Source organism: Streptomyces sp. NPDC054866, from assembly GCF_053610745.1.
On the sequence record NZ_JBSGZA010000003.1, the window covers coordinates 1,041,117 to 1,053,948 of the forward strand.

Here is a 12,832-nt window from a genome sequence, read left to right on the forward strand (position 1 = left end):
TCACCATCCGGACAGTGGATAGAAACTGCGATCGGGTGGGTGAGACTGGTCCCACCGTAGATGTATGAGAAGTGAGGTCGGATGATGCGTACGCGTCCGCTGAAGGTGGCGCTGCTGGGCTGTGGGGTTGTCGGCTCAGAGGTGGCGCGCATCATGACGACGCACGCCGACGACCTCACGGCCCGGATCGGCGCCCCGGTGGAGCTCGCCGGGGTGGCCGTCCGCCGACCGTCGAAGGTGCGCGAGGGAATCGATCCTTCCCTCATCACCACCGACGCGACCGCACTGGTCAAACGCGGGGACATCGACGTCATCGTCGAGGTCATCGGCGGCATCGAGCCCGCCAAGACCCTCATCACCACCGCTTTCGAGCACGGCGCGTCCGTCGTCTCCGCGAACAAGGCGCTCATCGCCCAGGACGGCGCCGCGCTGCACGCCGCCGCCGAGGAGCACGGCCGCGACCTGTACTACGAGGCTGCCGTCGCCGGTGCCATTCCGCTGATCCGGCCGCTGCGCGAGTCCCTCGTCGGCGACAAGGTCAACCGCGTTCTCGGAATTGTGAACGGCACGACCAACTTCATCCTCGACGCCATGGACACCACCGGCGCCGGCTACCAGGAAGCCCTCGACGAGGCCACCGCCCTCGGGTACGCCGAAGCCGACCCGACCGCCGACGTCGAGGGGTTCGACGCCGCCGCCAAGGCCGCGATCCTCGCCGGTATCGCCTTCCACACGCGCGTGCGTCTCGACGACGTCTACCGCGAGGGCATGACCGAGGTGACCGCCGCCGACTTCGCGTCCGCGAAGCGCATGGGCTGCACCATCAAGCTGCTCGCCATCTGTGAGCGGGCCGCTCACGGCGGATCCGTCACCGCGCGCGTGCACCCCGCGATGATTCCGCTCAGCCACCCGCTGGCGTCGGTCCGCGAGGCGTACAACGCCGTCTTCGTGGAAGCGGAGGCCGCGGGCCAGCTCATGTTCTACGGTCCCGGAGCGGGCGGCGCTCCCACCGCGTCGGCCGTACTCGGCGACCTCGTCGCCGTCTGCCGGAACAAGCTCGGCGAAACCACCGGGCCCGGCGAATCCGCGTACACCCAGCTGCCCGTGAGCTCCATGGGCGAGGTCGTCACGCGCTACCACATCAGCCTCGACGTAGCCGACAAGCCGGGTGTTCTCGCCCAGGTCGCGACGGTCTTCGCCGAGCACGGCGTATCGATCGATACGGTCCGTCAGACGGGCAAGGACGGCGAGGCCTCCCTCGTCGTCGTCACCCACCGCGCGCCCGACGCCGCCCTCACCGGCACCGTCGAGGCGCTGCGGAATCTCGACACCGTGCGTGGTGTCGCCAGCATCATGCGGGTTGAAGGGGAGTAAGCAGCAATGACCCACCAATGGCGCGGAATCATCGAGGAGTACCGGGACCGTCTTCCCGTCTCCGACACGACGCCGGTCGTGACGCTCCGCGAGGGCGGCACGCCGCTCGTGCCCGCGCAGGTGCTCTCCGAGCGCACGGGCTGCGAGGTGCATCTCAAGGTCGAGGGCGCCAACCCGACCGGGTCCTTCAAGGACCGCGGCATGACGATGGCGATCACGAAGGCCAAGGAGGAGGGCGCCAAGGCCGTCATCTGCGCCTCCACCGGCAACACGTCGGCCTCGGCCGCCGCCTATGCCGTACGCGCGGGAATGGTTTGCGCGGTCCTCGTGCCGCAGGGCAAGATCGCGCTCGGCAAGATGGGCCAGGCGCTCGTCTACGGCTCGAAGATCCTCCAGGTCGACGGCAACTTCGACGACTGCCTGAACCTCGCACGCGCCCTCTCCGAGAACTACCCGGTGGCGCTGGTCAATTCGGTCAACCCGTTCCGCATCGAGGGCCAGAAGACCGCCTCGTTCGAGATCGTCGACGCGCTCGGTGACGCCCCCGACATCCACGTGCTTCCGGTGGGCAACGCGGGCAACATCACGGCCTACTGGAAGGGCTACAAGGAGTACGCCGCCGACTCGATCTCGACGCGCACTCCCCGCATGTGGGGCTTCCAGGCTTCCGGTTCCGCGCCCATCGTGCGCGGCGAGATCGTCAAGGACCCGTCGACGATCGCCACCGCGATTCGCATCGGCAACCCCGCTTCGTGGCAGCACGCCCTCGACGCGCGCGACGAGTCGCACGGCTTCATCGACGAGGTGACGGACCGTGAGATCCTGCGCGCCTACAAGCTGTTGGCGTCCCAGGAGGGTGTCTTCGTCGAGCCGGCGTCGGCCGCTTCCGTCGCCGGTCTGCTGAAGGCGGCCGAGCAGGGCAAGGTCGACAAGGGGCAGCGGATCGTCTGCACCGTCACCGGAAACGGCCTCAAGGACCCGGACTGGGCCGTCGCGGGCGCACCGCAGCCGGTCACGGTTCCGGTCGACTCGGCCGCCGCGGCCGAGCGTCTGGGTCTTGCGTAGCCAAGCGTCTGGGCCCGGCGTAGCCGAATCCGGTCTGGCGCGACCGGCCCGGATCTGGCATAACCGTCCCGGTCGGGGATAACCGCAGCCGGACGGCGGGCATACCCGCCTGGAAAACCCGCAACTCCGCATAGGGGGTGCACAGGGGGCTTACGACACGCATCGTGCGCCTCCTGTGCGCCCTATGTCGCCACAGAACCTTCCTTCGATAGGCTGTACCGAACCCGCCCCGCCGCATATGCCGCGGTGCTGCCGCAGAGCGGCCTTCGGGTAGTGCCTCATCACGTGGCAAGTCCTCAAAAGATCGCAGCTCAAGGAGAGTCATCGAGCGATGGCCGGTCCCGCGTTCCGCGCCGCCGCCGTCCGGGTGCGCGTCCCCGCCACCAGCGCCAACCTCGGCCCGGGCTTCGACGCCCTCGGCCTGTCGCTGGGTCTGTACGACGACGTCGTCGTGCGGGTGGCCGACACCGGACTGAACATCGACATCGCAGGTGAGGGCAGCGAGACGCTCCCGCGCGACGAGTCGCATCTGCTTGTACGTTCCCTGCGTACCGCCTTCGACCTGCTCGGCGGACAGCCGCGCGGGCTCGAAATCGTCTGCGCCAACCGCATTCCGCACGGCCGGGGCCTCGGCTCCTCGTCCGCCGCCATCTGCGCGGGCATCGTCGCGGCGCGCGCCGTGACCATAGGCGGTGACGCCCGGCTCGACGACAACGCCCTGCTGGAACTCGCCACCGAGATCGAGGGCCACCCGGACAACGTCGCCGCCTGTCTGCTCGGCGGCTTCACGCTCTCCTGGATGGACGGGGGAGCCGCGCGGGCGATCAGGATGGAGCCCGCCGCTTCCATCGTTCCGGTGGTTTTCGTACCGGGAAAGCCCGTCCTCACCGAGACGGCGCGCGGACTGCTCCCGCGCACCGTCCCGCACGTCGACGCGGCTACCAACGCGGGCCGTGCCGCACTGCTCGTCGAGGCCCTGACCAGGCGCCCCGAGCTGCTGCTTCCCGCGACCGAGGACCGGCTCCACCAGGAGTACCGCGCACCCGCCATGCCCGAGAGCGCCGCACTGGTCGAGCGCCTGCGTGCGGACGGAGTACCGGCGATGATCTCCGGCGCGGGACCCACGGTCCTCGCGCTGGCCGATGAGAGTGCGGCGGACAAGGTCGCACGCCTTGCGGGAGAGGGCTGGGCGGCCAATCGTCTGGCGCTCGACGCGACCGGTGCGAGCGTGCTGCCGCTCGCTCCTTGACACCTGGTAGCCGGATTAGAGAGGGGGAATGTTTGTTGGATCCGGTAGTGTTAACCTCAAGTCTGCACCCGACCCCACCATGGCGAGGTGCTTCGTGTCCCCGTCCGGGACATCCATCCTTCCGGGAGCCTCCCAAACTGCTCTGTGCCCCGCACTGAGCGGTGCCGAGCACGCTCCGGAACCGGCGTGACCGAGCCGAGTGACACCGCACATCAGTGGCACCTCACCGGGACTCGCCATCACCAGTGAATTCTTCCGCCGCGCGTTGGCGGACCACCGCCCCGGCACGGTCCACACACCAGAGGACCTCCGGACAGCACAACCGGTCGCCGAGCCAGACAGGCCGACGTCCGCTCCAGGGAAGGACCCTTCGTGAGCGACACCACCGATCTGATGGGCGTGACTGCCGACACGCCCGCCACGGACGCCTCTGCGGCGCCTGCCACCGGTGCTTCGGCCGGGTCCCGGCGGCGCCGCGGCACCGGCCTCGATGGCATGGTGCTGGCGGAACTGCAGCAGGTCGCATCCGGCCTCGGTATCAAGGGCACCGCGCGGATGCGCAAGAGCCAGCTGATCGAGGTCATCAAGGAGGCGCAGGCCGGCGGGGGAGCCCCCGCGAAGAGTGCCGCGCCGTCCGCGTCCGCCACGGACGCCGAGACCAAGCCCAAGCGACGCGCAACCTCGAAGGCCCGGACGGGCGAGGACACCGCAGCGAGCACGGACAAGGCAGCCAAGGCGAGCAAGGCCGACAAGGCCGAGCAGCCCGCCGCCAAGGCCGAAGAGGCCGCCCAGCAGCAGATCGACATCCCGGGCCAGCCCGCGGGTGCCGACAAGGGCGAGCGCCGCCGTCGCCGTGCCACCGCCGACGCGGGCAGCCCCGAGACGGTCACCGCCGAGGCCAAGAGCGAGCCGAAGAACGAGCAGAAGACCGAGGCCAAGACGGACGCACAGTCCGAGGCCAAGGGCGACGGCTCCGGTGACAACAACGCCGACGGCCGCCGTGAGCGCCGTGACCGCCAGGGCCGTGGCCGCGACCGCGACCGCCGTGGCAACAAGGGCGACGAGCAGCAGGGCGGCAACCGCCAGCAGGGCGGCGGCCGTCAGGACCGCCAGGACCGCGGCGACCGCCAGGACCGTCAGCAGCGGGACCAGCGGGACAACGGCCCGCAGGACGACTTCGACGACGAGGCGGGTGGCCGTCGCGGCCGCCGTGGCCGCTACCGCGACCGCCGTGGCCGCCGTGGGCGCGACGAGTTCGGCGGTGCCAACGAGCCGCAGGTCGCCGACGACGACGTACTGATCCCTGTCGCGGGCATCCTGGACATCCTCGACAACTACGCGTTCATCCGTACGTCGGGCTACCTCCCGGGTCCGAACGACGTGTACGTCTCGCTCGCCCAGGTCCGCAAGAACGGTCTGCGCAAGGGTGACCACATCACCGGCGCCGTCCGTCAGCCCAAGGACGGCGAGCGCCGCGAGAAGTTCAACGCGCTCGTCCGCCTCGACTCGGCGAACGGCATGGCGGCCGAATCCGGGCGCGGGCGACCGGAGTTCAACAAGCTGACGCCCCTTTACCCGCAGGACCGGCTCCGTCTGGAGACCGACCCGGGCGTGCTCACCACCCGCATCATCGACCTCGTGTCGCCGATCGGTAAGGGCCAGCGCGGTCTGATCGTGGCCCCGCCGAAGACCGGCAAGACCATGATCATGCAGGCGGTCGCGAACGCGATCACCACGAACAGCCCCGAGTGCCACCTGATGGTCGTCCTGGTCGACGAGCGTCCGGAAGAGGTCACCGACATGCAGCGGTCGGTGAAGGGCGAGGTCATCTCCTCGACCTTCGACCGTCCCGCCGAGGACCACACCACGGTCGCCGAGCTGGCCATCGAGCGCGCCAAGCGTCTCGTCGAGCTGGGTCACGACGTGGTCGTCCTGCTCGACTCGATCACCCGTCTGGGCCGTGCGTACAACCTGGCGGCCCCGGCCTCCGGCCGCATCCTGTCCGGTGGTGTCGACTCGACCGCGCTCTACCCGCCGAAGCGCTTCTTCGGTGCGGCGCGCAACATCGAGGACGGCGGCTCGCTGACCATCCTCGCCACCGCGCTCGTCGACACCGGCTCGCGCATGGACGAGGTGATCTTCGAGGAGTTCAAGGGCACCGGCAACATGGAGCTCAAGCTCGACCGGAAGCTCTCCGACAAGCGCATCTTCCCGGCGGTGGACGTCGACGCGTCCTCCACCCGCAAGGAAGAGATCCTGCTCAACAGCGAAGAGCTCGCGATCGTCTGGAAGCTGCGCCGGGTGCTGCACGCGCTCGACTCGCAGCAGGCCATCGAGCTGCTTCTCGACAAGATGAAGCAGACGAAGTCGAACGCCGAGTTCCTCATGCAGATCGCGAAGACGACCCCGACGCCGGGCAACGGCAACGACTAGTCCTCGCGCGACGCGCACACGCGAAGGGCCGCCCCCGTCATCCGACGGGGGCGGCCCTTCGCGCTGAATGACCTTGGCCACACACCTAAGAGATTCTTACGGTCACGGGCAGTAGCCCCGTGACAGAAAAAACCGCAGGTGAGACGTGGGAAGCGGGCGAGAGGAGTGCACGATGCGTCACGAGCGAGCGCCGGGGTGCTCACAAAGCGCTGTGCAACCCTTCTTTCGGTTTCCACGTCTGACAAGCGACGACAAACCGCGCCTGACCCTGAAAGCAGGGGGTAACCGACCCGACGAGGACTGAGGAGCACATGACCGACGAGAGCGCACCCGCGGATGCGAAGCCGAAGCGCCCCAAAGGCGGTGGCGGTCGGCGTCGTAAGCCGCGCGACAAGCGCCGCAAGGTCCTCGTCGTCACCGCGTGGACCGCGGCATCGGTGATCGTCCTCGGTGGTACGGGCCTCGGCTTCGTGTACTTCAAGCTCAACGGCAACATCAAGGGCGTCGACATCAACGCGGCGCTCGGCACGGACCGCCCCGAGAACGTCGACAACGGCTCGCAGGACATCCTCGTCCTCGGCTCCGACTCCCGCTCCGGCGACAACGCCAAGTACGGCAAGGACGAGGGCGCCGCCCGCTCGGACACGGCGATGGTCGTGCACGTGAACAAGGGCCACAAGACGGCCAGCGTCGTCTCCATACCCCGCGACACCCTCATATCCCGCCCCGAGTGCAAGACGGACGACGGCGGGACGGACCCGGGCGGCCAGCGGCAGATGTTCAACACGGCGTACGAGGTCGGCGGCCCCGCCTGTGCCGTCAAGACCGTGGAGAAGATGTCCGGCATCCGGATGGACCACTACGTGGAAGTGGACTTCTCCGGCTTCAAGAAGCTCATCAACACCCTCGGCGGCGTCGAGATCACCACCAAGAAGGCGATCAAGGACAAGGACAGCCACCTCGACCTCGAGGCCGGCAAGCACCAGCTCACAGGCGAGCAGGCCCTCGGCCTCGTCCGCACCCGGCACGGCGTCGGCGACGGCAGCGACCTCGGCCGCATCCAGCTGCAGCAGGCCTTCATCAAGGCCCTGATCAACCAGGTCAAGGACGTCGGCGTCTTCAGCAACCCGAAGAAGCTCTACGACCTCGCGAACGACGCGACGAGCGCCATCACCACCGACTCGGACCTGAACGACGTCAAGAGCCTGGCGGGCTTCGCGGGCGGCCTCAAGGGCATCGGCGCGGGCGACATGAAGATGGTCACGATGCCCATCCAGTACGACCCGGCGGACCCCAATCGCGTCCTGCCCCTGGAGAAGGCCGACCGGCAGGTCTGGGACGCGCTCAAGGCCGACAAGCCCATCCCCAAGTCAGCCACCGAGAAGTCCGCGGGCGACAAGGGCGACGCGAGCGACGTCGTGACCAGTAACTAGCCACGTCGGTGGCCCCCAGGGAATAGAACAGAACCCACCCCGGTTTGGGCAGATGCGACCCGTCCTGGCAGACTGGTACGTCGGCCCCGGTTCACGTACGAGCAATCCGCGCGTACGACCCGGCGCCCTCCCGAAACTAGGAGACACCTTGAAGCGCGACATCCACCCCGAGTACTTCGAGACCCAGGTCAGCTGCACCTGCGGCGCGGAGTTCACCACCCGCAGCACGATCGCCAGCGGCACCGTCCGTGCCGAGGTCTGCTCCGAGTGCCACCCGTTCTACACGGGCAAGCAGAAGATCCTCGACACCGGTGGCCGTGTGGCCCGCTTCGAGGCCCGCTTCGGCAAGGCTGCCGCCAACAAGTAGCGAGCCACTGCGCCGGTCTTCGGCCGCCCTCGGGAGGGGGCGGTTGGGACCGGCGCTTTGCCGTCTGATCGCAGCAGCCACCTTCGCGTAGAACCCTTGCGCAGTACCTTCGCGTAGAAAACTCAGGAGACCCCGATGTTCGAGGCGGTCGAGGAACTGATCGGCGAGCACGCCGATCTGGAGACGAAGCTCGCGGACCCCTCGGTCCACGCCGACCAGGCCAACGCGCGCAAGCTCAACAAGCGCTACGCCGAGCTGACCCCGATCGTCTCGACGTACCGCGCCTGGAAGCAGACCGGCGAGGACATCGCGACGGCCCGTGAACTGGCCGCGGAGGACCCGGAGTTCGCCGCCGAGGTCAAGGACATGGAGAAGCAGCGCGAGGAGATCACCGAGAAGCTGCGGCTCCTCCTGGTGCCCCGCGACCCCAGCGACGACAAGGACGTCATCCTCGAGGTCAAGGCCGGCGCGGGCGGCGACGAGTCGGCGCTCTTCGCCGGCGACCTCCTGCGCATGTACCTGCGGTACGCGGAGCGCGTGGGCTGGAAGACCGAGATCATCGACGCCACCGAGTCCGAGCTCGGTGGCTACAAGGACGTCCAGGTCGCCGTGAAGACCAAGGGCGGAAACGGCGCGACCGAGCCCGGCCAGGGCGTCTGGGCGCGGATGAAGTACGAGGGCGGCGTGCACCGCGTGCAGCGCGTGCCCTCCACCGAGTCGCAGGGCCGCATCCACACCTCCGCGGCCGGTGTCCTGGTGACGCCCGAGGCCGAGGAGGTCGACGTCGAGATCCACGCGAACGACCTGCGCATCGACGTCTACCGCTCGTCGGGCCCCGGCGGCCAGTCGGTCAACACCACCGACTCCGCGGTGCGCATCACGCACCTGCCCACCGGCGTCGTGGCCTCCTGCCAGAACGAGAAGAGCCAGCTGCAGAACAAGGAGCAGGCGATGCGTATTCTGCGCTCCAGGCTCCTTGCCGCGGCGCAGGAGGAAGCGGAGAGCAAGGCCGCGGACGCCCGCCGCAGCCAGGTCCGCACCGTCGACCGCTCCGAGAAGATCCGGACGTACAACTTCCCGGAAAACCGGATCTCGGACCACCGTGTCGGCTTCAAGGCGTACAACTTGGACCAGGTGCTCGACGGAGACCTCGACGCGGTCATCCAGGCCTGCGTCGACGCGGACTCCGCGGCCAAGCTCGCGGCAGCTTAAGCACCCGACAACCGCACTGCCCCCCGGAGGACCAGCGTGAACCTGCTGCTCGCGGAAGTGGCCCAGGCCACCCAGCGGCTGGCCGACGCCGGCGTGCCCTCGCCGCGCAACGACGCGGAGGAGCTTGCCGCCTTCGTGCACGGCGTGAAGCGGGGCGAGCTGCACTCCGTCAAGGACTCCGACTTCGACGCCCGCTACTGGGAGACGATCGCGCGCCGTGAGGCCCGCGAGCCCCTCCAGCACATCACCGGACGCGCCTTCTTCCGCTACCTCGAACTTCAGGTCGGGCCCGGTGTCTTCGTGCCGCGGCCGGAGACCGAGTCGGTCGTCGGCTGGGCCATAGACGCGGTGCGGGCGATGGATGTCGTCGAGCCGCTCATCGTCGATCTCTGCACGGGCTCAGGGGCCATCGCCCTGGCCATGGCGCAGGAGGTCCCGCGCTCGCGCGTGCACGCCGTGGAGCTCTCCGAGGACGCACTGAAGTGGACGCGGAAGAACGTCGAGGGGTCCAGGGTCAAGCTCTCCCAAGGCGACGCGCGTGACGCGCTGCCGGAGCTCGACGGCCAGGTCGACCTCCTCATCTCGAACCCGCCGTACATCCCGCTCACCGAGTGGGAGTACGTCGCTCCGGAAGCCCGCGACTACGACCCCGAGCTGTCGCTCTTCTCCGGCGAGGACGGCCTCGACCTGATCCGCGGCATCGAGCGCACCGCCCACCGGCTGCTTCGGCCCGGCGGCGTCGTCGTCATCGAGCACGCCGACACCCAGGGCGGCCAGGTCCCGTGGATCTTCACCGAGGAGCGGGGCTGGGCGGACGCGGCCGACCACCCCGACCTCAACAACCGGCCGAGGTTCGCGACCGCCCGCAAGGCGATGCCGTGAGCACCAGCACTTCAAGTCAGCAGTACGTGTACGAGGAGGCCCGTTAGATGGCACGGCGATACGACACCAATGACGCGACCGACCGTACGACCGGTCTGCGCGAGGCCGCGTCGGCCGTCCGCCGTGGCGAGCTGGTCGTGCTGCCCACCGACACCGTCTACGGGATCGGTGCCGACGCCTTCACGCCGGAGGCGTGCGCCGACCTGCTCGACGCCAAGGGCCGTGGCCGCAACATGCCCACGCCTGTCCTCATCGGCTCCCCGAACACGCTGCACGGCCTGGTCACCGACTTCTCCGAGTCGGCCTGGGAGCTCGTCGACGCGTTCTGGCCCGGTGCGCTGACCCTGGTCGCCAAGCAGCAGCCTTCGCTCCAGTGGGACCTCGGGGACACCCGTGGCACCGTCGCGATCCGGATGCCGCTGCACCCCGTCGCCATCGAACTGCTCACCGAGGTCGGCCCCATGGCGGTCTCCTCGGCGAACCTCACCGGGCACCCCGCACCGGAGGACTGTGACGCCGCGCAGGAGATGCTCGGCGACTCCGTCTCCGTGTACCTGGACGGCGGTCCGACGCCGGGCATCGTCCCGTCGTCGATCGTGGACGTCACCGGGAAGGTGCCGGTACTGCTGCGCGCGGGTGCCCTGTCTGCGGAGGAGCTCCGCAAGGTGGTACCCGACCTCGAGGTGGCGAATTGACAGCCCCTGAGACGGGGCGTGGCATAGCGGCATATCCCGGTTCGTTCCGCATCCTCCACGTCAGCACCGGCAATGTGTGCCGCTCACCGATCACCGAGCGGCTGACCAGGCATGCCCTGGCCGACCGCCTGGGTGATCCCTTCACCGGCGGCCTGATCGTGGAGAGCGCGGGCACGTGGGGGCACGAAGGCGCCCCCATGGAGACCAACGCCGAGGCGGTGCTCGCGGACTTCGGCGCGGACGCCTCCGGCTTCAAAGGGCGCGAGCTTCTCGACGAGCACGTCATCCGCGCGGACCTCGTCCTGACGGCGACCCGGGACCACCGGGCGCAGGTCATCTCGATGGGCCACTCGGCGGGGCTTCGCACATTCACGCTCAAGGAGTTCACGCGGCTCGTGCGGGCCATAGACCCGGCGACCCTGCCCGACCCCGACGGGGGAGTGGTCGAGCGGGCCAGGGCCCTCGTGCGGGCCGCCGCGGCGCTGCGGGGATGGCTCCTGGCACCCACGGCCGAGGCGGACGAGGTGTACGACCCCTATGGGGCGCCGCTGCCCTTCTTCCGCTCGGTCGGCGACGAGATCAACGAGGCGCTCGATCCGGTGGTGACGGCGCTGACGGGCGTGCGGGCCAAGGCTTAAACCTTTCTCTTCGAAAGGCGGGCTGACACCGCGCGTGCACCGTGTGGCAGGCCTACATTGGAGGGACCCTCAACCCTCGCGAGGCCCGGAGCCCAAGATGCCGGTCAGCACCGCACCCACCGCCGCCCCGACGGCGCCCGCTGACTTCGCCGCGCTCCGCCGCGCGGACCCCCAGATGGCGGAGATCCTCCTCGCGGAGCAGGACCGGCAGGCCTCCTGCCTCCAGCTCATCGCGGCGGAGAACTTCACCTCACCGGCGGTGCTCGCCGCCCTGGGCTCGCCGCTGGCCAACAAGTACGCCGAGGGCTACCCCGGCGCCCGCCACCACGGCGGCTGCGAGCTGGTGGACGTCGCCGAGCGCATCGCCGTCGACCGCGCCAAGGCCCTCTTCGGCGCCGAGCACGCCAATGTGCAGCCGCACTCCGGCTCCTCCGCGGTCCTCGCCGCGTACGCCGCCCTGCTACGCCCCGGCGACACCGTCCTCGCCATGGGTCTTCCGTACGGCGGACACCTCACGCACGGATCGCCGTCGAACTTCTCCGGGCGCTGGTTCGACTTCGTGGGCTACGGCGTCGACGCGGAGAGCGGCCTCATCGACTACGACCAGGTCCACGCCCTGGCCCGCTCGCACAAGCCGAAGGCCATCGTCTGCGGCTCCATCGCCTACCCACGGCACATCGACTACGCGGCCTTCCGCGACATCGCCGACGACGTCGGCGCGTACCTCATCGCCGACGCCGCCCACCCGATCGGCCTGATCGCCGGGGGAGCGGCCCCGAGCCCCGTGCCGTACGCCGACGTCGTCTGCGCCACGACCCACAAGGTCCTCCGCGGCCCGCGCGGCGGCCTGATCCTGTGCGGGACGGAGCTCGCGTCCCGCATCGACCGTGCCGTGTTCCCCTTCACGCAGGGCGGCGCGCAGATGCACACGATCGCCGCCAAGGCCGTCGCGTTCGGCGAGGCGGAGACCCCCGCCTTCACCGCGTACGCCCATCAGGTCGTCACCAACGCCCGCATCCTCGCCCAGGCCCTCGCCGCCGCGGGCTGCGCGATCACCACCGGCGGCACCGACACGCACCTGATCCTGGCCGACCCCGCGCCCCTGGGCATCGACGCGCAGACCGCCCGCGGCAGACTCGCCGCCTGCGGCCTCGTCCTGGACACCTGCGCCCTGCCGTACGCCGACGGCCGCGGCCTGCGCCTCGGCACCGCGGCCGTCACCACGCAGGGCATGGGGGACGCGGAGATGGTGCGGATCGCCGGGCTCTTCGCCGACGCGGTGCGCGCGGGATCCAAGGAGGCGAACGACTCGAAAGTACGAGAGGAAGTGCGTGAACTGGTGGGCAGATTTCCGCCGTATACCGCCTAGGTCGGGGTAGACGCGTCGGGGGAAGGCGCGTACTCGTGCAACCATCGTCGCTACCCGGAAGTCCCTCATCACATGCACGCAGAGCTAGGGTGTGGGGCTGAGATGGCCAGCGATA

11 protein-coding genes are annotated in these 12,832 nt (G+C 69.5%); all 11 read left to right on the forward strand.

The window, feature by feature from the left end:
* The first annotated feature begins 81 nt into the window (after positions 1-81).
* The 11 genes from ACWGI2_RS20165 (at position 82) to ACWGI2_RS20215 (ending at position 12,717) form a co-directional block, all read left to right on the forward strand.
* Positions 82-1,374 carry a homoserine dehydrogenase gene (locus ACWGI2_RS20165; protein WP_453397925.1) on the forward strand — a complete coding sequence of 431 codons (1,293 nt, stop codon included), beginning with the start codon at positions 82-84 and terminating at the stop codon, positions 1,372-1,374.
* 6 nt (positions 1,375-1,380) lie between these two features.
* On the forward strand, positions 1,381-2,439 hold the full coding sequence (gene thrC, locus ACWGI2_RS20170) for a threonine synthase (protein ID WP_160507222.1): 1,059 nt from the start codon (positions 1,381-1,383) through the stop codon (positions 2,437-2,439).
* Between the two features lie 331 nt (positions 2,440-2,770).
* Positions 2,771-3,688 carry a homoserine kinase gene (gene thrB / locus ACWGI2_RS20175; RefSeq protein WP_453397926.1) on the forward strand — a complete coding sequence of 306 codons (918 nt, stop codon included), beginning with the start codon at positions 2,771-2,773 and terminating at the stop codon, positions 3,686-3,688.
* Positions 3,689-4,060: 372 nt separating this feature from the next.
* Positions 4,061-6,121: a transcription termination factor Rho gene (rho, locus tag ACWGI2_RS20180; RefSeq protein WP_453397927.1), complete on the forward strand. Its 2,061-nt coding sequence runs from the start codon at positions 4,061-4,063 to the stop codon at positions 6,119-6,121.
* A 311-nt stretch (positions 6,122-6,432) separates the two neighbouring features.
* A complete protein-coding gene (locus ACWGI2_RS20185) occupies positions 6,433-7,554 on the forward strand; it encodes an LCP family protein (RefSeq protein ID WP_453696630.1) in 1,122 nt (373 codons plus the stop codon).
* A 148-nt stretch (positions 7,555-7,702) separates the two neighbouring features.
* Positions 7,703-7,921 (forward strand): 50S ribosomal protein L31, encoded by a 219-nt coding sequence (rpmE, locus tag ACWGI2_RS20190; protein WP_361833600.1) that lies wholly within the window; start codon positions 7,703-7,705, stop codon positions 7,919-7,921.
* A gap of 135 nt (positions 7,922-8,056) precedes the next feature.
* Positions 8,057-9,133 (forward strand): peptide chain release factor 1, encoded by a 1,077-nt coding sequence (gene prfA / locus ACWGI2_RS20195; protein WP_453397929.1) that lies wholly within the window; start codon positions 8,057-8,059, stop codon positions 9,131-9,133.
* A gap of 36 nt (positions 9,134-9,169) precedes the next feature.
* Entirely contained in the window at positions 9,170-10,015 is an 846-nt protein-coding gene (prmC, locus tag ACWGI2_RS20200) for a peptide chain release factor N(5)-glutamine methyltransferase (RefSeq protein ID WP_361050016.1), read from the forward strand.
* 47 nt (positions 10,016-10,062) lie between these two features.
* Positions 10,063-10,710, forward strand: a complete 648-nt coding sequence (locus ACWGI2_RS20205; RefSeq protein WP_055543563.1) for an L-threonylcarbamoyladenylate synthase — start codon at positions 10,063-10,065, stop codon at positions 10,708-10,710.
* Positions 10,707-11,348, forward strand: a complete 642-nt coding sequence (locus tag ACWGI2_RS20210) for an arsenate reductase/protein-tyrosine-phosphatase family protein (RefSeq protein WP_453397930.1) — start codon at positions 10,707-10,709, stop codon at positions 11,346-11,348. Before ACWGI2_RS20205 ends, ACWGI2_RS20210 begins: the two co-directional genes overlap by 4 nt.
* Before the next feature lie 97 nt (positions 11,349-11,445).
* Positions 11,446-12,717: a serine hydroxymethyltransferase gene (locus ACWGI2_RS20215; RefSeq protein ID WP_453696632.1), complete on the forward strand. Its 1,272-nt coding sequence runs from the start codon at positions 11,446-11,448 to the stop codon at positions 12,715-12,717.
* The last annotated feature ends 115 nt before the right edge of the window (positions 12,718-12,832 follow it).